We start from the raw sequence: 19883 nt of genomic DNA, 5'->3' as shown, positions 1-19883 counted from the left end.
ATGTGCGTAACCCTGGCAGTTCGCTACTCGAGTCAGAGAGCAGGACAACAGGCGGAGCCTGTTGAACGCCGCTTGCGGCGGCCCGCAGGGTGGCCGCCGCAGGCGGACATCAACTGCCAGGCATCCCATTGACGAAGCCCTCAAAGAAAACAGAGGGCTTTTTCATGTCCGTAACCCTGGCGGTTCGCTACTCGAGTAAGAGAGTAGGACCCCCGGCAACGCCGGTGGAACGGAGCCGCAGGCGACGGCCCGCAGGGTGCCTGGCGCAGTCAGGCATCAACTGTCAGGCATCCCATTGACGAAGCCCTCTGTGCAAACAGAGGGCTTTTTCATAGCGATAAAACAGGCAAGCCAGCAGGGCAAAAGGGTACCCATTGGTAATAAAATAGCATCTGGCTGGCCTGACGTATTTTATACTATTATCGGTTGAACAAATATTGGTTTATTAGCGTCCACCTGCGTCGCGGAAATAACCTCAGTACTAACTTCATCACCATTATGTTTATCATCAATATCTTCATTTTTATCACCAATTACATGTCCTCGACGGCGAGCAAGTGTTTCAATAAGACTTTCATCAAGTTTTTTTGCGGAGTGAGAAGGATCTTTTGACTCATTTGATGGAATATCCTTTTTAAGCACCTGGGGCACTGAGGCTTTAATTTTAGAAAGTAAATCATGCTCAGACGGTTGCCGCCCCAATTGGTCATGATGTTCATTCGAGAAATTACTGGGCTGCCCCGATACTTTTCTTAACCCCTCCCGCGCTTTCTGAATAACATCCAATGTTATCTCCGGCCGGTGCGGTGGCTGTTGCCCAGAGCTTTTTTTGAGAATTCGCCTTTCCTTGGATTCACTATTGAAAGGCGGCGGTGGTGGCGGCGGCGGCGGTGGCGGCGAACCATTGGTACCGCTAGTGTCAGTGGCGATTCCATTATCTTCTGTCTGTGAAGACACTGACTTAGAATTATTTTTTCCTCTGTCGCTCATATCACTATTAATATCGCTAGCGTCAGTGGGGATGCCATCATCATCTGTCTGTGAAGACACTGACTTAGAATTATTTTTTCCTCTGTCGCTCATATCACTATTAATATCGCTAGTGTCAGTGGGGATGCCATCATCATCTGTCTGTGAAGACACTGACTTAGAATTCTTTTTTCCTCTGTCGCTCATATCACTATTAATATCGCTAGTGTCATCGGGGATGCCATCATCATCTGTCTGTGAAGACACTGACTTCACATCCTTTTTTTCATTTCCGCCCGGATTAACTATAGGCTGGATAATCTCAGGTTGATTTATATTATCCTGCGTTGATATAACCATCTTGCTCTCATCTGCGGTATTTTGTTCGTTAAGCTGACGCCACGGGTAGGGCTCGGTGTTTATGGTCATCTCACTGCGATTTGACGCATTTCCCCGCTTATCATACGCAACGGCTGAGACGACATACTGGTTGGTACCATGGCTGCTGAAGTCCGGAAATTGTACCTGGTAAGCATTATTGTTGAGGGTAACGACTTGACCCCCTGCAGGCTTCAGCGCGCTGTCGTCCCATTCAATACGGCTAATATCATGTTTAGCCGAGACCCTAAAATTAATGTGTTTTCGTTCGCCTTCAACCCCGCTCAGCTCCGTGGGTAGCTGGAAATGAATTTGTTCCCTGCGCTGATACTCAAGCACAATATTATTATTACGCGCCACAACATCCAATCGGCTGCCGGCCAGGCTGCGCCGCAGCGGCGTATAATGCGGATCCAGCTGTTTTGCTAAAGGTACATTAAAATGATAATTTAATGAAAGATTGGCTTTACCCTCTGTTTTGCCATTATTCCAACGCGCATGATCCGCGCCAAATGTAATCAGCGGTACCGGAGAATAGGTCAAGCCCGCGGTAAGCGCCGAGGGGTTTCGATACCGTTCATTGCGGCTGAGGGTTACGACCTCAGCGCCGAAATAGCGCTCATATTTTACTTTGGCGCCCACCTGGGGGTATGCCGGTAAAAACGTCTCCGCTACAAGATCAAAACCATTCGCGGCGCGTTCCTTGGTACCTGTGAGTAATGAAGACGTTTTCCAATCCGACAGGCGATAATAGCCGTTAGCCGCAAGCTTAATATTATCTCCCCAGACTTCAAATCCGATACCTGCCCGTTGATGATGATTGCCTGAGATTTGCGCGTCGTAAAAGGCGTTATATCCCAGCATCCAGCTCTCGAAAAAATGACGCTGCCCCACACCAATATTGATGATACTTTTGGCATTATGCCGTCTTATACCGAGCTGGCTGAAGAGCATCCGCTCGTCCCTGTTTGTCAAGGGCACCAGGAAATCAAATGAGGCGCCAGTCAATAAATTGTGTTTTATTGGCAAATTGACTGCCGAGGTGCCAGACGGCGTTCCGTGTTTAACGCGCGGGGCTGTCGTGTTGTCCTTGGAGGAAAGGGCATTTTCATTGAGCGAAGGGATTGATAGTAAAGATTCATGTAATGTATGGTCGTTAAAATTGGGTTGGGGTAATTTTTCCCTGATGGTAATATCTTCGCCTTTATGGGTGCTGGTTTTTTTAAGTTCCTTTTTTTTGTCAGTTGAAAAACAGCCGGCCAACAAGGCCGCTATACTAATAACGGTAACGTGCCATTTTGTATAAATCATATATAATGCCGTAAAGTAAATATTTCAAGCAGTTGCCAATACTGCCACATGATTATATTTATATGCAGGAAGTTATAAATTAAAAGAGAATGAATAATCAGTTTTCTCTGGCAGGCTTCACTGCATGTTTAATGATTATTTAATCTATGATTAAAACACAGGTTCGCTCCTTTCAGGGCCGCTTAGCAGCAAAACAGGCACGATCAAGGAAATGCCCCCATCGGCATGCCGGGACCAGTATAATAAATAAAAATAAACTCATCCCTCGATGGCCTGTTATAAAGCCATCTTGGGATTTTTTAAAATACGATTTATCTGAATGAAACGATGATAATTCTCGTCTTGACCTGATGATTGTAATTTAATCTATATAAACAGTTGATAACTTATTTGAAGAAATATCTTTTTTAGGCAAGTGATGAAAATCCAATCCACTCTTAAAACTTATTTAAAAGGGATTTCAATGCCCCATCCGTCTGCGTCCGGGATCGCCGTTCGCGCGCCGTTCGCGCCGGCGTTGCCCAATCAACCTACGCCGGACTGCTGCTGTACACGCAGCCAGTTGGCGATAAAAATCGCGATAGCATCGGGTTGGTTGATATCCAGCAGCGGCAGGTTGACGTCAATCTGCACGTCGCAGGCCACGGCAATGACATGGCCGTCAATCAATGGCCGCCACTCTTTGCCGGTATCCTGGCGAAACAGGGCGATTTTAGGCACCGGCTCGTCTTTGAACCCTTCGACCAGGATCACATCGATAAGCCCGCTGTCCATTTGACCGGCCAGCCAGGGTAATGTCGGCATCGCCAGGTCCGGTGTTTCGGTCATCAACGCCCAGCGCGCCTCGCTTGCCACCATGGTTTGCCTCGCGCCTGCCTTACGCAGTTCATAGCTGTCTTTCCCGGGTGTATCGACATCCACGTTATGATGGGTGTGCTTGATGATGCCCACGCGTATGCCGGCCTGGTTAAGCCGGGGAATGAGCTGGGTCAGCAAGGTGGTCTTTCCAGTGCCGCTGAAGGCGGTAAACGCCAACAAAGGGGGAACGGCATGCGACATAAAATAGTCCTTAGGTTTTTACCCAGTTCTGCACGTCAAGGGGGGTATTGAGATTATGGAAATTCGGGTTTTTCACCGGGAATATCACTCTTTCGGCGGCGATGCGGTTAAAAAACAACATTACCTTGCGTTCTCCCTGCGCCAGGAAGGCCTCCAGCTGAGAAATCAATACCCGGTGGAGCAGCGCAAAAGCCGGATGTTCCCGCCCTCCTGCGCTGGCAAAGGCGGCAAGAGCTTCCCGCTTACCATCCCATAACCGTTGCACTAAATCCCCCGGGAAAACCGGCACATCGCAAGGGGCGAACACCACCCATTGGGTCGGCGCTGCTTGTAACCCCGCCAGCATGCCGGCAAGCGGTCCGGGATAACCGGGCATGCTATCGCTCACAACCCGCAACCCGCTTTGCCGGTAGAGAGCGATATTGCGGTTGGCGTTAAGCAGCACGGTACCGACCTGGGGCGCCAGGCCGTCCAGGACATAGCGATAAAGGGGGATTTGATTGACCATAACCAACCCTTTGTCTTTGCCGGCCATACGTGTTGCTTGGCCGCCGGCCAGGATTACGCCTGTGATGTCCGCTTTTATAATAACTCTCCTCCAAAGCCTAATCATTGATAGGCAGGCTCACATATTAAGATACAATGTTTCACATGTTACAGAACAATCATGTTTATCCTGCCTGGTGGATCTTGATACATTAACACTGGGACCTATAGAGAGGGATTGCGTTATGAAATATCACCGCCTTAATGAGCTTATCGAACTGCTGCATCCGGCATGGCAAAAAGAGCCGGATTTGAATTTGCTGCAATTCCTGCATAAATTGGCGCAAGAGGCCGGTTATGACGGTGATTTAACCGCTTTGTCGGATGATACGTTAATTTATCACTTAAAAATGCGCGGTGCCGACAAAACGCAAGCTATCCCGGGTCTGCAAAAGGATTATGAAGAGGATTTCAAAACCGCGATTCTGCGGGCGCGCGGCATCATTAAAGACTAGGCAAGGGCGACGAAATGAGCGTTTTATGAATATAACCGCATTTAATTTCAAGACGTTGATGCCGGAGCTTATAATGGATGCCCTGGAAAACGTCGGTTTACGCATAGATTCTGGGCTTACCGCCCTCAATAGCTACGAAAACCGCGTTTACCAATTCCTGGATGAAGACAGAAAACGCTACGTGGTGAAATTTTATCGACCTGAGCGCTGGTCGGTTGAGCAGATCCTTGAGGAACATGAGCTTTCATTGGGATTGAACGAGGCGGAAATCCCGGTGGTGCCGCCGATGCTTATCAATGGATCCACGCTTTTGCAGCATGAAGGCTTTCATTTTGCCGTATTTCCAAGCGTCGGCGGCAGGCAATTTGAACAGGATAATGACGAACAGCTTGAATGGGTGGGGCGTTTTATCGGACGTATCCATCGCAATAACGGCGATAAATGCTTCACTACCCGTCCGACTATCGGCCTGGATGAGTATCTGTATGAGCCAAGGCGTGAATTTGAACGCAGCACGCTTATCGCGGGCAAACAAAAAACCGCTTTTTTACAATCCGTTGACACCCTAATAGCCGAAGTTAAGTTATGTTGGACGACGCAATGGCGTCCGCTGCGTCTGCATGGCGATCTGCATGCGGGTAATATTATGTGGCGGGACGGTCCGATGTTTGTTGACCTGGATGATGCCAGAAACGGACCCGCGGTTCAGGATCTTTGGATGCTGCTTAATGGCGATCGTATCGAACAGCAATATCAGCTGTCGCTTTTGCTTGAGGCTTATAGTGAATTCATGGATTTTAATCCGCGCGAATTGGCGTTGATAGAACCATTACGCGCGATGCGGATGATCTATTACCTGGCCTGGATTAGTCGGCGGTGGGGCGATCCCGCATTTCCCTATAGTTTCCCCTGGATGGTGGAAGCTGAGTTCTGGTCACAGCAAACACTCATCTTTACAGAGCAGGTGAAGCTATTGCATGAACCACCTTTACAGCTTATGCCTACGTATTAAACATTTGGAGAATAACTTAATGAAGAAGATTTGGTTGGCGCTTATGGGGCTCGCGTTGGCGTTTAGCGTTTCGGCCGCGCAATTTACCGAAGGGCAGCAATATATCCAACTTGATAAGCCAGCGACCGGTGAGCCGCAGGTATTGGAATTTTTCTCGTTTTATTGCCCGCACTGCTATGAATTTGAACAAAACTTCCATGTTTCCAGTACCGTAAAACAGGCTTTGCCCGCAGGAACCAAAATGATCAAATATCATGTGGATTTCCTGGGCGGCGATATGGGCAAGCAGGTTACCCAGGCCTGGGCCGTTGCCATGGCGTTGGGCGTGGAGGACAAAGTCAGTCCGCTGTTGTTTGACGGTATTCAAAAAACTCAGACGGTGCAAACACCCGCCGATCTGCGTAATGTCTTTATCCAGGCCGGTGTGAGCGGCGAGGAATATGACGGCGCCTGGAATAGCTTTGTGGTCAAATCCCTGGTGGTACAGCAGGAAAAAGCCGCGTCCGATTTGCAATTACGCGGTGTTCCAGCCATGTTCGTGAATGGCAAATATATGGTCAAGAACGATGGTCTGGATATGTCGTCAAAGGATGTCTACGTCAAACAATTTGCCGACGTGGTAAAATTCCTGCTAACGCAGAATTAAATACTTTAATGTATTACTTCAAAACGCCGGCCATGTCCGGCGTTTTTTATGCAATTGATTAACCTGCCTCACTAAGTTATTTCCCGCGTTGCGCCTGTCGGTCTGGAGGTTTTGTGTATATCCTTTTTTAGCCAAAAGCGCTTATCATTTTATGCAGGACTTTAAGCGGCGGGTTATATCCACAAACGCGAAATGCTACTGATAAATATGGGATTAGTGAAAAAATACCCATAACGCACTGATAAAGAAAGGTTTTTTTGTAAATCTCAACGTTATTAAAGATATAAACATATTAGCGGTTTTTTTTACTCACAAAGTTATCCACAGCACGATCGCGCGGATCAAGTCCAATCGCCAGTTTTTTTATCGTCCTTTTGCTACGCAAACATTCGTCTCAGGCGGCCAGCTGTGGCATGCTACCCCCTATGATGGCTGACTAAAAAGATCGAATTACGCTATGGCTCATATTGCAGACAATCCGTTAATCCTGGTTGATGGTTCCTCCTATCTCTATCGTGCCTACCACGCCTTTCCGCCGTTAACCAATAGCGCGGGAGAACCGACCGGCGCCATGTACGGCGTGTTGAATATGCTGAAAAGCCTGCTCACGCAGTATAAGCCCAGTCATGTGGCGGTGGTGTTCGACGCCAAGGGTAAAACTTTTCGCGACGAATTGTTCGAACACTACAAAGCTCACCGCCCCTCGATGCCGGATGATTTGCGCAGCCAAATCGAGCCGCTGCACAGCATGGTCAAGGCGATGGGATTACCCTTGCTGGCGGTATCCGGCGTCGAGGCGGACGATGTGATTGGCACGCTGGCGCTCGAGGCGGCGCGTACCGGCCGCGAAGTTCTGATCAGCACCGGCGATAAAGATATGGCGCAGCTGGTATCGCCGACGATTACGCTTATCAATACTATGTCCAACACCATTCTCGGGCCGGAGGAAGTGCGGGAAAAATTCGGTGTTCCACCGGAACTGATAATTGATTACCTGGCGTTAATGGGCGACAGTTCGGATAACATTCCGGGTGTGCCGGGCGTAGGCGAGAAAACCGCCCAGGCGCTGCTGCAGGGACTGGGTAGCCTGGATAATATTTACAGCGACCTGGCAAGCGTGGGCGGGTTGCCATTTCGCGGCGCCAAGACGTTGGCGCCAAAGCTGGAACAAAATAAAGAGCTGGCGTATTTATCTTATCAATTGGCGACGATTAAGACCGATGTGCCGCTTGATTTGCCTTTCGATAAGCTCATCGTGACCGAACCCGACGCGGCGGCATTGCTGCTGCTGTTCAAGAAATACGAATTCAAACGCTGGCTGGCGGATTTGGAAGCGGGCAAATGGCTGCAAGGCCGCATCAGCTCGGCTCCCGTCGCGCGCACCCCGTTTAATGCCCCGCCGGCCCAGGCCGATGAGGATGTTGAGGAGGCGGTGCAGCTTTCCCAGGAGGGTTACCAGGTCATCTACGCGCTGGCGGACCTCAACAGCTGGATAGAGCGGATAAAACAGGCGGGGCAGTTCACCTTCGATACCGAAACCGACAGTCTGGATACCCTGAGCGCCAACCTGATCGGGCTTTCTTTCGCCATTGTCCCCGGCGACGCCGCTTATTTGCCGGTGGGCCACGATTATCTCGACGCGCCGGACCAGCTAAATCGCGACGACGTGCTCAGGCTGCTGAAACCGGTGCTTGAAGACCCGGCCATTCGCAAAATCGGCCAGAACCTGAAATTCGATCGCGGCGTGTTGCAACGTTATGATATCGAACTGGCCGGCATCGCCTTTGACACCATGCTTGAATCCTATGTGCTTAACAGCGTGTCGGGCCGTCATGATATGGATAGCATGGCCGATCGTTTCCTGAAACACACCACGGTGACCTTTGAAGACATTGCCGGCAAAGGCAAAAACCAGCTGACCTTCAATCAAATCGCTCTGGAGCAGGCGGGACCCTATGCCGCTGAGGATGTGGACGTGACGCTGCGGCTGCATGAAAAACTCTGGCCGCAGATTGAGCGCGAGGACGGCCTGAAAAAGGTCTTCGAGGAAATCGAAATGCCGCTGGTGCCGGTGCTGTCGCGCATTGAGCGTACCGGGGTATTGATCGACGAGAAGATCCTGGCTGCACATTCGGTTGAGCTGACGAAACGGTTGGGCGAGCTGGAAACCGAGGCGCATGAACTGGCGGGGGAAGCCTTTAATCTCTCCTCCACCAAGCAGTTGCAGGCGATTTTATATGATAAGCAGAAACTGCCGATCCTGAAAAAAACGCCGGGCGGCGCGCCGTCGACCAACGAGGAGGTGCTGGCGGAGCTGGCGCTGGATTACCCGCTGCCGAAGCTTCTTCTCGAATATCGCGGCCTGGCCAAGCTGAAATCGACCTATACCGATAAATTGCCGCTGATGATTAACCCGCACTCAAAACGCGTGCATACGTCTTATCAGCAGGCGGTTACCGCCACCGGCCGGCTGTCCTCAACCGATCCGAACCTGCAAAATATCCCGGTGCGCAATGAGGAAGGACGGCGGATCAGGCAGGCATTTATCGCGCCGAAAGATGCCGTTATCGTGGCGGCGGACTATTCGCAAATCGAACTGCGCATCATGGCGCATCTCTCGCGCGACCAGGGCCTGCTCAAGGCCTTCGCCGAGGGCAAGGATATACATCGGGCCACCGCCGCCGAAGTCTTCGGCCTGGCGCTTGAGAAGGTGTCTAATGAGCAGCGCCGCAGCGCCAAGGCGATTAACTTCGGCCTGATTTACGGCATGAGCGCGTTTGGTCTGGCGCGCCAGCTTTCGGTTGGCCGCGCGGAGGCGCAGCGCTATATGAACCTTTACTTCGAGCGGTATCCGGGCGTGCTGGAATATATGGAGCGTACCCGCAGGCAGGCAGAGGAGCAGGGCTATGTGTCCACCCTCGACGGCCGCCGGCTGTATCTGCCCGATATCCATTCCCGTAACGGGACGCGCAAAAAAGCCGCCGAGCGCGCGGCGATAAACGCCCCCATGCAGGGCACCGCCGCCGATATCATCAAACGCGCGATGATCGCCATTGACGCCTGGCTGCAAAAAGACCGGCCGGAGGTGCGCATGATTATGCAGGTCCACGATGAACTGGTGTTCGAGGTGCGGCGTGACGCCGTGGAGTCGGCCACGCCGCGCATCAAATCCCTGATGGAAGGCTGTTTCGCCCTGGATGTGCCGTTGCGGGTCGATGTGGGTATGGGGGAAAATTGGGATCAAGCGCACTAAGTGGCGATACACTAAGCATTTTTCGTAATTAAGCTACATAAAAAGGTGATTTGGGCTGGGATTATGGCGCTGGGAACACCAAAAAAGTGAAATTAAACTACAAAAAATTCTTTTGCACAGCGATAATTTGATGTAAAGTTACAGATGTAGGGTACAGAGGTAAGATGTTCTATCTTTCAGACCTTTTACTTCACGTAATCGGATTTGGCTAAATATTAGCCGCCCCAGTCATTATTGGCTGGGGCGTTTTTTATTGTGCGCCATACCGGCGCCGCGGGTTATTCCGTATACGGCGGTTCTTCATCCGTCGCCGGCGGGGTTTCACTGAACCAGGTGTCCAGCTTAAGGCGCAGCTTGTCGACGCCGGTTTTTTTCAGCGACGAAAACGCTTCCACCTGTATATCTCCCTCAAAAGCCGCCGCGGCTTCCCGCACCAGGTTCAACTGGGCTTTGCACGCGCCGGAAGCCAGTTTATCGGATTTGGTCAGCAGCACCAGGACCGGGATATCCACCCCAACGGCCCACTGCACCATTTGCTGATCCAGGTCTTTCATCGGATGGCGGATATCCATCAGTACCACCAACCCTTTTAAACTATGACGTTTTTGCAGGTATTCGCCCAGGGCGCGCTGCCACTTACGTTTCATTTCTTCAGGCACTTCGGCGTAGCCATAGCCCGGCAGATCCACCAGGCGTATTTCCGGCTCGACCTCGAACAGATTGATGAGCTGTGTGCGTCCGGGCGTTTTACTGGTCCTGGCCAGGCTTTTTTGATTGGTCAGGGTATTCAGGGCGCTGGACTTGCCGGCGTTGGAGCGCCCGGCAAACGCGACTTCGATGCCGGTATCCGCGGGCAAATGGCGGATATCGGGAGCGCTCATGACAAAATGCGCCATATGGTAGTTGTATGAGGTGATCAAATTTTCCTCTCCCTCGGGATGACTTATTGCCGCCAATTATACGGGGTAAACGCTAAAAAGCGGTTTTTATCTTTATCCGCAACCGCGCCGCCGCCATTGTTATGGCCTGATGTGAACAACCAGGCCGGTTCACGTGAGTAATCGGCATTTTGTCTTTGTAAGAGATCGGCTCGCTACTCACTAAGCATTCTCGTTTAAATTAGAATTAATTAATTATAAATCATAACGTTAAATAATCATCGCGTTAACAAGAGCCCGTTGGCGCGCGCGGAGCGTATTGCGGGTAAAGCTCATTAGGCTACATTAGCAGACAAGGCATGGAGCGCCTGAAAGTGGCACTTTGCAGCGCGCAAAGCGCCATACTTGGCCCAGTGCTCCGCTTTAGCCCGGCACAAAGCCCTTTTCCTACCTTTCCCAGGGATGAATTCTGCTCAGGATGAGCGCGTAAGGGAATACACCCTAACCAATCCGCTTCGTATAGCGTAGAATAAAACATCATCGCAGCGACGACCCGATACACAGGATGTGGACCGTCAGGTTCATTGCCGTGGGGACTGTTTTTCTCGCGAAGCACCTTTACTTTATGGTGGCAGATTAACTGCCACCTTTTTTATTGGCAGGGTTTCTGATAGATTTCGCCGCAATTCCATACTTAATGACACTTACGACAGAGCAGACAACATGAATCCATCAGCAAAAGGCGGGCGCGGTAAACCCGTCGTCGCCAAGAACAAGCGCAAAAGCCGCGAAGAGTTGAATACCGAAGGGCGCGCCCGCCAGCGTCAGAAAAAACGGCGCGGCCTGGCTTCCGGCTCGCGGGCGCAGGAAGGTAATAAAAGCGGGAGCCGTAATACTCAGGCGCACGCCCCCGATCGCCGCATCGGCAGCAAAAAACCCGTGCCGCTTCTCGCCGACGGCCCCACGGTAAAAAAACCGGTGGCGCCGGACATCGTTATTCCCGTCACCACCGCTATCCTGCCGGAAGTGGAGCTGGAGAATCTGGAAAACGACGAACGCCTGGATGAATTATTGCAACGTTTGGAGCAAGGCAAAGAACTGTCGGCGCCCGAACAGGCCTATGTGGATAAGACGCTGGATCGCATCGATGAGCTGATGACCCAACTGGGCATTGAGATCGAAGATGATGAAGACGACGACGCCAAAAATGAAGATATGCTGCAATTGCTCAAGCGCGGCCAGAAAGATTCCTTTTAATCTTTGAACCCGCTGCTGCTGCTGATCGCGACGCCGTTGACATGTTATTTAGTGTGGTTATTGAGTAAACTATGGCGGCTCTCGCGACGTAAAGAACGGTTACGTTTGGCCCGGGTCGCCAGGCGAAAACCGGCCGCGCCCGTAAAACGGCGGGGACGGCGTAAATTTGGTAAGGAGTAAGCAGCCATGTCAGTGCCAGCGATAGAATGGGATTCGGCCCTCATTCAAAAATATAACCAATCCGGGCCGCGCTACACGTCCTACCCCACTGCCCTGGAGTTTAGCGAAGGGTATGGCGAGCCGGCTTTCCTCCAGGCGGTGGCGCGCTATCCCGCCCGGCCGCTGTCGCTGTATCTGCATCTGCCTTTTTGCCATAAGATCTGTTACTTCTGCGGCTGTAATAAAATCGTGACCCGCCAGCCGGAAAAAGTCGATCGTTACCTGGATGTGCTCGAGCAGGAAATCCGGCGCCGGGCGCCGTTGTTCCAGGACCGGCTGGTTACCCAGATGCACTGGGGCGGCGGCACGCCTACCTTTTTGTCGCCGGCGCAAATATCGCGCCTGGTGGCGGTGGTGCGCGCGCAATTCCGCTTTGCCCCCGGCGCGGAAATGTCCATTGAAATCGACCCGCGCGATATCGCGCTGGACATGATGGATCATCTGCATGGCGAAGGGTTTAACCGCATCAGCATGGGTGTGCAGGATTTTAACCCTGAGGTCCAGCGGCTGGTTAACCGTGAGCAGGACGAGCAGCTGATTTTCGACCTGATCGGCCGCGCCAAGGCGCTGGGTTTCCTTTCCACCAATATCGACCTGATTTACGGGTTGCCGCGCCAAACGCTGGCAAGCTTCCGGCACACCCTGGAACGGGTGATAGCGCTTAACCCCCAGCGCCTGAGCGTATTCAATTATGCGCATATGCCGGCGCTGTTTGCCGCCCAGCGAAAAATCAACACCGCTGATTTACCCGATGCCGCGCAGAAAATGGACATTTTACAGTATTCCATTGCTGCGCTATGCGACGCGGGCTACCAGTTTATCGGCATGGATCACTTTGCGCGCCCCGACGACGAATTAGCCCTGGCGCAGCGCGCCGGCAAGCTGCATCGCAATTTCCAGGGCTATACCACCCAGGGCGACTGTGATTTGTTGGGGCTGGGTATCTCGGCGATAAGTATGATCGGGGATAGTTATGCGCAGAACCAGAAAGAGATGAAAAGCTACGTGGCAAGCGTTGCGCGCCAGGGCAACGGCTTATGGCGCGGCGTGGCGCTGTCGGAAGACGACTGTCTGCGGCGTGATGTGATCAAGGCGTTGATTTGTCAGTTTTATATCGATTTTAATGTGCTGGAAAGCCGCTATGGCATCGTTTTTAACGAGTATTTCGCCGATGACATCGCCCTGCTGCGGCCCCTGGAGCGCGACGGGCTGGTGGCTGTGGCCGACCGAGCGATTACGGTCACGGCCAAAGGTCGCCTGCTGATCCGCAACATTTGCATGTGCTTTGACGCTTACCTGCGCACTAAATCGCGCCAGCACCAGTTCTCGCGGGTGATTTGATCAGCTGAAAAAGTTAAGCAGCGCGGCGCAAAGGATGGCGGCCAGCGCGGTTTGCGGTGCATGGCCCACCGCGGCGGTCATATCCGCGCCCTGGGACAGCAAATTGATTAATGAATCTAACATGGTCTTCCTCCCGGTCAGCGACAAGATCATACTGTCTGCAATCGGGATGTAAAGGGCAAAATAACGCCGTTTTGCACGTTATTTTGCTTTTTTCTACGCCGCTATTCCGCCAGGTTATAAAACCTGGACTTTTATTCCATGCCCAGCTCTTTTAGCTTACGCGTCAGGGTATTGCGGCCCCAGCCCAGCAGCCTGGCCGCTTCCTGTTTATGACCTTGGGTGTGGCGCAGGGCGGTGGTCAGCAGGGTTCTTTCCATCTCCGGCTGGGCTTCGGAAAGCAGGTTCTGGTGACCGGAACGCAGGGCGCGGTCCGCCCATTGCGCCAGCAGGGTGGCCCAACTGTCCGGCAATGATTGAACCGTGGCGTCCGGTGCCGTGCTTTCAAATAATTCCGGCGGCAGATCCTGGATCAACACTTCCTGGCCGGCGGCCATGACGGTTAGCCAGCGGCAGGTATTTTCCAACTGACGGACATTGCCTTGCCATGGCAGGCGGGTCAGCGCGGTTTCGGTTTCCGGATGCAGGTTTTTCGGTTCAACGCCCAGCTCCTTGGCCGCCACCTGCAGGAAATAGCGCGCCAGGCGGGGAATATCCTCCCGCCGTTCCCGCAGCGGCGGTAAATGCACCCGGATAACGTTCAGGCGATGGAACAAATCCTCGCGGAATTTGCCCTCTTGCACCCGTACCTCCAGATTCTGATGGGTGGCGGCGATAATCCTGACGTCGACTTTGACCGGCGCATAACCGCCGACCCGGTAAAACTGGCCGTCCGCCAATACGCGCAGCAGGCGGGTCTGGACATCCAGCGGCATATCGCCGATTTCGTCCAGGAACAGGGTACCGCCGTCCGCTTGCTCAAAACGTCCCTGGCGTACCTGATTGGCGCCGGTAAAGGCGCCTTTCTCATGGCCGAACAGTTCCGATTCAATCAAATCCTTCGGGATTGCCGCCATATTCAGCGCGATGAACGATGCCTTGGCGCGCGGGCTATGGCGGTGCAGGGCATGGGCAACCAGTTCCTTACCGGTACCGGATTCACCGTTAATCAAGACGCTGATGGAGGAGCGGGACAGGCGTCCGATAATGCGGAAGACGTCCTGCATGGCCGGCGCCTCGCCAATGATATCGGTAGTCGGGCCATTAGGCGGCTGCGCGCGCGCCGGCTGCTGCTGTTCCAGATAGTGGCTGACCGCGCGCTCAACCAGCGCCACCGCCTCATCGATATCGAACGGCTTGGGCAGGTAATCAAACGCGCCCTGCTGGTAAGCGCTGACCGCGGCGTCCAAATCGGAGTGTGCGGTCATGATGATGACCGGCAGCATCGGATGGCGCTGTTTAATCTGTTTAAGTAATGCCAGGCCGTCCATGCCTGGCATGCGGATATCTGATAACAATACGTCCGGAGTTTGGGTGGAGAGCGCTTCCAGCACTTCATTGCCGCCTTCAAAAGTGGCGCAAGTCAGTCCGGCTCCAGTGAGGGCGCGTTCAAGCACCCAGCGGATGGAGCTATCGTCGTCGACGATCCAGACTATCCCTCGTTGCATAGTGACCTCACTGGCGAATAGGCAGGAACACCGAAAATTCGGTATGCCCCGGCCAACTGTTGAATTCAATTTTACCCGAATTTTGATCGATAAGACTGCGGGCAATGGATAACCCTAAACCGGTCCCGCCCTCACGGCCGCTGACCATGGGGTAGAACAGCGTATCCTGTAATTGCGCCGGTACGCCCGGGCCGTCGTCTTCTATATCAATTCGCGCTACCAAACGATAACGAACGCCGTGCAACGTTAACTGGAACGCGGTACGGGTGCGTATCGTGATCGTGCCACCGTCTTCACCCAGCGCCTGCAGCGAATTACGGGTAATATTCAGCAATACCTGTTCCATTTGATCGGGATCGTGAGCCAGTTCAGGCAGGCTGGGATCGTAATCCCGCAGGAGAGTGACGTTATCCGGCTTTTCCAGCGAGACCAGTTGGAAAACCCGCTCGGCCACCTGGTGAATGCTTTGCGTAACGTGCATGCCGGGCTGCTGCGGCCCGAGCAATCGGTCGACCAGGTTGCGCAGGCGGTCGGCCTGTTCAATGATCACCTTGGTGTATTCCAGCAGCGAGGGATCGGGCAATGCTTTGGCCAGCAGTTGCGCCGCGCCGCGCAGACCGCCCAGCGGGTTTTTGATTTCATGGGCCAGGCCGCGCACCAGATCCCGTGCCGCCACCTGCTGGGCATGCTGAATCTGTTCCTGGCTGAGGCGGCGCTGATTATCCATCGGCGCCAGCTCCATCAGGAAAAAATCCTCGGGCAGGCGTTGCACGGTAAGGGAAAGGATATGCGCCCGCCCGTCAACCACCAACGTGACCTCGTTATCGGTAAACCCCTGGCCGGCGTTAAGGCTTTCGCGCATCAGTTCGACGTTGAGCGAAAAATAGCCCAGCAGCTCAGGCAACGGCGTGCCAAAAAGCTTGCGCGAGCTTTGCGCTAAAAGTTGTTGCGCCGCCGGATTGGCGTAATGAACGGCAAGGTCATTATCCAGCAGCAATATGCTGTTGATCAGGGAATTAAGGATCTGCCCAGCATCGGGCAATGAGCCTGTAGCCATAAAGCAGTCTCCCGCACTCTACCAGTGCATTTAGTCCGTTATGTCGTCATGCGCATGGCTGCGCGCAAGCTTTGCTGGAGAAAAAAGCCCATCCGAAGATGGGCTGAAAGTTTCCACGGCAACAAAAAAACGTCAAGTTATACGCTGTAATACAGCTCGAATTCCACCGGATGCGGCGTCATGCGAATACGGTCTACTTCTTCCGTGCGTAAAGTGATATAGGCGTCGATGGAGTCGTCGGTGAAAACACCGCCACGGGTCAGGAACTCGCGATCCGCGTCCAGCGCCTTAAGGGCTTCTTCCAGCGAACCGGCCACCTGTGGGATTTCTTTCGCTTCTTCCGGCGGCAGATCGTAGAGGTTTTTGTCCATGGCATCGCCAGGATGGATTTTGTTGATAACCCCGTCCAGACCGGCCATCAGCAGGGCGGCAAACGCCAGGTATGGGTTGGCGGCCGGGTCCGGGAAGCGCACTTCGATACGACGGGCTTTCGGGCTGGCGACCACCGGGATACGGATGGAGGCTGAGCGGTTGCGGGCGGAGTAGGCCAGCATAACCGGCGCTTCATATCCCGGGACCAGACGCTTGTAGGAGTTGGTGGTCGGGTTGGTCAGGGCGTTGATGGCCTTGGCATGTTTGATGACGCCGCCAATGTAGAACAAGGCGGTTTCGGACAGGCCGCCGTACTTGTCGCCGGAGAACAGGTTATTGCCGTCTTTGGTCAACGACATATGGCAGTGCATGCCCGAGCCGTTATCGCCGAACATCGGTTTCGGCATAAAGGTCGCCGTTTTGCCGAAGGCATGGGCAACGTTATGCACGACATATTTATAAATTTGGATCTCGTCGGCTTTTTTCGTCAGGCTGTTGAAGCGGGTGGCGATTTCGTTCTGGCCGGCGGTGGCGACTTCATGGTGATGAGCTTCAACCACCAGGCCCATTTCTTCCAGGGTCAAACACATGGCGGAACGCAGATCCTGTGATGAATCCACCGGGGGAACCGGGAAATAACCGCCTTTGATGCCGGGACGATGGCCTTTATTGCCGCCTTCGTAAACTTTATCGGTATTCCATGCGGCTTCAACGTCGTCAATAGCGACATGGGAACCGGAAATGGACGAACCAAAGCGGATATCGTCAAACAGGAAAAATTCAGGTTCCGGCCCAAACAGCACGGTATCGGCAATGCCGGAGGTTTTCAGAAACTCTTCGGCGCGTTTGGCGATGGAACGCGGGTCGCGATCGTAGCCTTGCATGGTGGCAGGCTCAAGGATGTCGCAACGGATAATCAGGGTGGTTTCTTCATAGAAGGGGTCGAGCATCGCCGTGCTGGCATCGGGCATCAGCACCATGTCGGACTCGTTAATGCCTTTCCAGCCGCCAATGGAGGAGCCGTCAAACATTTTTCCATCTTCAAAGAAGTCGGCATCTACCTGATGGGCTGGTATAGTGACGTGCTGTTCTTTACCTTTCGTATCAGTGAAACGCAGGTCGACGAATTTTACTTCGTGCTCGTTAAGCATCGTCAAAACGTGTTCAGCGGACATAACTTGTATTCTCCCGGATGTGCCATTGTCGTCGTGGAACGAAATCGTATGGATCGAATTTTATTTAACTTAGCTGGGCTAGGCTAAACTGGACTGGTATAAACAGTAGCTAAAAGTGTGCCAACATTGCCAAAATGATGAGAAGGGCCGCGTTTCCGGCCTTATTAACCAAAGTCCGCCTGCACCAGATTGGTGGGATAGCGCTATATTAGTGCATTTGGGCAGTAAGTGGGCACTATTTTGGTGCAATAAATGGGGCGAGGTGAAATAATGCACTGAGAAAGGGATGACGAAGCGTCAAAAATGACGCAAATGCAGAGATCGTCGCGATCTTGTTTAGTCCCTCGCTTATTACGTGTACAATAACGCGCTATTTCTAATGCCTGAGGCAAAGTTGTGATCGAAAATTTGCGTAACATCGCCATCATCGCGCACGTCGACCATGGTAAAACTACCCTGGTCGATAAGCTGTTGCAACAATCCGGAACATTGGGTGACCGCAACGACGCCACCGAGCGCGTCATGGACTCCAACGATTTGGAGAAAGAGCGCGGGATTACCATCCTCGCTAAAAATACCGCTATTAACTGGCACGACTACCGTATCAACATCGTTGATACCCCCGGACATGCCGATTTCGGCGGCGAGGTTGAGCGCGTGATGTCCATGGTTGACTCGGTATTGCTGCTGGTCGACGCCATGGACGGACCCATGCCGCAAACCCGGTTCGTGACCCAGAAAGCCTTTGCTTACGGTCTCAAACCCATTGTGGTCATCAATAAAGTCGACCGTCCCGGCGCCCGCCCTGATTGGGTAGTGGACCAGGTGTTTGATTTATTTGTCAACCTCGGCGCAACCGATGAGCAACTGGATTTTCCGATCATATATGCCTCCGCGTTAAACGGTGTTGCGGGCTATGAGCACGAGAACATGGCCAGCGACATGACCCCGCTGTTTGAATCCATCGTCAAGAACGTCGAAGCGCCGAACGTCGACAGCGACGGCGCGTTCCAGATGCAGATTTCGCAGCTTGACTACAACAGCTATGTTGGCGTCATCGGTATCGGCCGCATCAAACGCGGCTCGGTTAAACCGAACCAGTCTGTTACCATCATCGACCATGAAGGTAAGCGTCGCAACGGCAAAGTGGGCCAGGTGCTGGGCCATATGGGCCTGCTGCGCATCGAGTCCAAGCTGGCGGAAGCGGGTGATATCATCGCCGTTACCGGCCTTGGCGAGCTGAATATCTCCGATACCATTTGCGATCAGGCCCTGGTCGAAGCGTTGCCGCCGCTGACGGTGGACGAACCTACCGTTTCCATGTCGTTCGGCGTCAACACCTCGCCGTTCTGCGGCAAGGAAGGCAAATACGTCACCTCCCGCCAGATCCTTGAGCGCCTGAACAAAGAGCTGGTGCACAACGTGGCCCTGCGCGTGGAAGAAACCGTCGATCCGGACACCTTCCTGGTCTCGGGCCGCGGCGAGCTGCATTTGTCGGTGCTGATCGAAAACATGCGGCGTGAAGGTTTTGAAATCGCCGTATCGCGCCCGAAAGTTATCTATCGTACCGTCGACGGCAAGAAACAAGAGCCGTTCGAACAGGTTACCCTGGATATCGAAGAACAGAACCAGGGCCCGGTTATGGAAGCCATGGGCATCCGTAAAGGTGAAATGCGCGATATGCTGCCGGATGGCAAAGGACGCATCCGTCTTGATTACATCATCCCCAGCCGCGGCTTGATTGGTTTTCGTACCGACTTTTTAACCATGACGTCCGGCACCGGCCTGCTGTATTCGTCGTTCAGTCATTATGACGATGTCCGTCCGGGTGAAATCGGCCAACGCCAGAACGGCGTGATGATTTCCAACGGCCAGGGCAAAGCGGTAGCCTATGCCTTGTACAGCCTGCAGGATCGCGGCCGTTTGTTCCTGGGCCACGGCGCGGAAGTGTACGAAGGCCAGATTATCGGCATTCACACCCGTTCCAACGACCTGACGGTAAACTGCCTGACAGGTAAAAAACTGACCAACATGCGTGCTTCCGGCACCGATGAGGCCACGACGCTGGTGACACCGATCAAGATGTCGCTGGAACAGGCCCTGGAGTTTATCGATGATGATGAACTGGTGGAAGTGACACCGCTGTCCGTGCGTTTACGTAAACGTCATTTGACCGAAAATGACCGTAAACGCGCTAACCGTTCGGGTAAAGAAGCTTAAACCCGTCGGCCCAGGCGGCGATAACGTAACAATGCCGGTCTGCGTAAGCAGCCCGGCATTTTTTTGCC

General features: G+C 53.2%; 15 protein-coding genes. 7 read left to right on the top strand and 8 right to left on the bottom strand.

Annotated features, from left to right (window positions below):
* Window positions 1-411: 411 nt before the first annotated feature.
* The 3 genes from ACL2XM_RS21555 to mobA all read right to left on the bottom strand — a co-directional run bounded on the left by ACL2XM_RS21555 (window position 412) and on the right by mobA (window position 4303).
* Window positions 412-2658: an inverse autotransporter beta domain-containing protein gene (locus tag ACL2XM_RS21555; RefSeq protein WP_413721767.1), complete on the bottom strand. Its 2247-nt coding sequence runs from the start codon at window positions 2656-2658 to the stop codon at window positions 412-414.
* Between the two features lie 525 nt (window positions 2659-3183).
* Window positions 3184-3717: a molybdopterin-guanine dinucleotide biosynthesis protein MobB gene (mobB, locus tag ACL2XM_RS21550; RefSeq protein WP_410012828.1), complete on the bottom strand. Its 534-nt coding sequence runs from the start codon at window positions 3715-3717 to the stop codon at window positions 3184-3186.
* 10 nt (window positions 3718-3727) lie between these two features.
* On the bottom strand, window positions 3728-4303 hold the full coding sequence (mobA, locus tag ACL2XM_RS21545; protein WP_410016671.1) for a molybdenum cofactor guanylyltransferase MobA: 576 nt from the start codon (window positions 4301-4303) through the stop codon (window positions 3728-3730).
* A gap of 145 nt (window positions 4304-4448) precedes the next feature.
* Here mobA and ACL2XM_RS21540 point away from each other — a divergent pair, with 145 nt between their 5' ends.
* The 4 genes from ACL2XM_RS21540 (at window position 4449) to polA (ending at window position 9629) form a co-directional block, all read left to right on the top strand.
* Window positions 4449-4718: a YihD family protein gene (locus tag ACL2XM_RS21540; protein WP_410016670.1), complete on the top strand. Its 270-nt coding sequence runs from the start codon at window positions 4449-4451 to the stop codon at window positions 4716-4718.
* A 25-nt stretch (window positions 4719-4743) separates the two neighbouring features.
* Window positions 4744-5730: a serine/threonine protein kinase gene (locus tag ACL2XM_RS21535; RefSeq protein WP_410016669.1), complete on the top strand. Its 987-nt coding sequence runs from the start codon at window positions 4744-4746 to the stop codon at window positions 5728-5730.
* A 19-nt stretch (window positions 5731-5749) separates the two neighbouring features.
* Complete coding sequence (gene dsbA / locus ACL2XM_RS21530; protein WP_410012827.1) at window positions 5750-6376, top strand: thiol:disulfide interchange protein DsbA; 627 nt, start codon at window positions 5750-5752, stop codon at window positions 6374-6376.
* Between the two features lie 457 nt (window positions 6377-6833).
* Window positions 6834-9629 carry a DNA polymerase I gene (gene polA, locus ACL2XM_RS21525; RefSeq protein ID WP_410012826.1) on the top strand — a complete coding sequence of 932 codons (2796 nt, stop codon included), beginning with the start codon at window positions 6834-6836 and terminating at the stop codon, window positions 9627-9629.
* 278 nt (window positions 9630-9907) lie between these two features.
* On the opposite strand, the gene yihA is transcribed toward polA, so the two are convergent.
* The gene (yihA, locus tag ACL2XM_RS21520) at window positions 9908-10525 is read right to left on the bottom strand and encodes a ribosome biogenesis GTP-binding protein YihA/YsxC (RefSeq protein ID WP_413733247.1); all 618 of its coding nucleotides are present in this window, start codon (window positions 10523-10525) and stop codon (window positions 9908-9910) included.
* A gap of 705 nt (window positions 10526-11230) precedes the next feature.
* Between yihA and yihI the strand changes: the two genes are divergently transcribed.
* Both yihI and hemN read left to right on the top strand, forming a co-directional pair.
* Entirely contained in the window at window positions 11231-11764 is a 534-nt protein-coding gene (gene yihI, locus ACL2XM_RS21515) for a Der GTPase-activating protein YihI (protein WP_410012825.1), read from the top strand.
* Between the two features lie 186 nt (window positions 11765-11950).
* Complete coding sequence (hemN, locus tag ACL2XM_RS21510; RefSeq protein WP_413721768.1) at window positions 11951-13324, top strand: oxygen-independent coproporphyrinogen III oxidase; 1374 nt, start codon at window positions 11951-11953, stop codon at window positions 13322-13324.
* Here the strand turns inward: hemN and ACL2XM_RS21505 are convergent, their stop codons facing one another.
* The 4 genes from ACL2XM_RS21505 to glnA form a co-directional block, all read right to left on the bottom strand.
* Window positions 13325-13447: a YshB family small membrane protein gene (locus ACL2XM_RS21505; protein WP_410012823.1), complete on the bottom strand. Its 123-nt coding sequence runs from the start codon at window positions 13445-13447 to the stop codon at window positions 13325-13327.
* Window positions 13448-13578: 131 nt separating this feature from the next.
* Window positions 13579-14991, bottom strand: a complete 1413-nt coding sequence (glnG, locus tag ACL2XM_RS21500; protein ID WP_410012822.1) for a nitrogen regulation protein NR(I) — start codon at window positions 14989-14991, stop codon at window positions 13579-13581.
* A gap of 7 nt (window positions 14992-14998) precedes the next feature.
* Window positions 14999-16048: a nitrogen regulation protein NR(II) gene (gene glnL, locus ACL2XM_RS21495; protein ID WP_410012821.1), complete on the bottom strand. Its 1050-nt coding sequence runs from the start codon at window positions 16046-16048 to the stop codon at window positions 14999-15001.
* Window positions 16049-16185: 137 nt separating this feature from the next.
* Entirely contained in the window at window positions 16186-17595 is a 1410-nt protein-coding gene (gene glnA, locus ACL2XM_RS21490) for a glutamate--ammonia ligase (protein WP_410012820.1), read from the bottom strand.
* Between the two features lie 396 nt (window positions 17596-17991).
* Here glnA and typA point away from each other — a divergent pair, with 396 nt between their 5' ends.
* A complete protein-coding gene (gene typA / locus ACL2XM_RS21485; RefSeq protein WP_410012819.1) occupies window positions 17992-19815 on the top strand; it encodes a translational GTPase TypA in 1824 nt (607 codons plus the stop codon).
* The last annotated feature ends 68 nt before the right edge of the window (window positions 19816-19883 follow it).

The sequence above is a fragment of the Sodalis sp. RH20 genome, from assembly GCF_047324205.1.
In the GTDB taxonomy this organism is placed as follows: domain Bacteria; phylum Pseudomonadota; class Gammaproteobacteria; order Enterobacterales; family Enterobacteriaceae; genus Acerihabitans.
The sequence above is the reverse complement of the archived record's forward strand: the minus strand, read 5'-3'. Positions and strand labels throughout refer to the sequence as shown.

Bases quoted from the DNA above. Each gene is read 5' to 3' on its own strand.
- yihA (WP_413733247.1), bottom strand. From the start codon at position 10,525: ATGGCGCATTTTGTCATGAGCGCTCCCGATATCCGCCATTTGCCCGCG.
- dsbA (WP_410012827.1), top strand. From the start codon at position 5,750: ATGAAGAAGATTTGGTTGGCGCTTATGGGGCTCGCGTTGGCGTTTAGC.
- polA (WP_410012826.1), top strand. From the start codon at position 6,834: ATGGCTCATATTGCAGACAATCCGTTAATCCTGGTTGATGGTTCCTCC.
- ACL2XM_RS21540 (WP_410016670.1), top strand. From the start codon at position 4,449: ATGAAATATCACCGCCTTAATGAGCTTATCGAACTGCTGCATCCGGCA.
- ACL2XM_RS21505 (WP_410012823.1), bottom strand. From the start codon at position 13,447: ATGTTAGATTCATTAATCAATTTGCTGTCCCAGGGCGCGGATATGACC.
- ACL2XM_RS21535 (WP_410016669.1), top strand. From the start codon at position 4,744: ATGAATATAACCGCATTTAATTTCAAGACGTTGATGCCGGAGCTTATA.
- glnL (WP_410012821.1), bottom strand. From the start codon at position 16,048: ATGGCTACAGGCTCATTGCCCGATGCTGGGCAGATCCTTAATTCCCTG.
- glnG (WP_410012822.1), bottom strand. From the start codon at position 14,991: ATGCAACGAGGGATAGTCTGGATCGTCGACGACGATAGCTCCATCCGC.
- yihI (WP_410012825.1), top strand. From the start codon at position 11,231: ATGAATCCATCAGCAAAAGGCGGGCGCGGTAAACCCGTCGTCGCCAAG.
- mobB (WP_410012828.1), bottom strand. From the start codon at position 3,717: ATGTCGCATGCCGTTCCCCCTTTGTTGGCGTTTACCGCCTTCAGCGGC.
- hemN (WP_413721768.1), top strand. From the start codon at position 11,951: ATGTCAGTGCCAGCGATAGAATGGGATTCGGCCCTCATTCAAAAATAT.
- glnA (WP_410012820.1), bottom strand. From the start codon at position 17,595: ATGTCCGCTGAACACGTTTTGACGATGCTTAACGAGCACGAAGTAAAA.
- ACL2XM_RS21555 (WP_413721767.1), bottom strand. From the start codon at position 2,658: ATGATTTATACAAAATGGCACGTTACCGTTATTAGTATAGCGGCCTTG.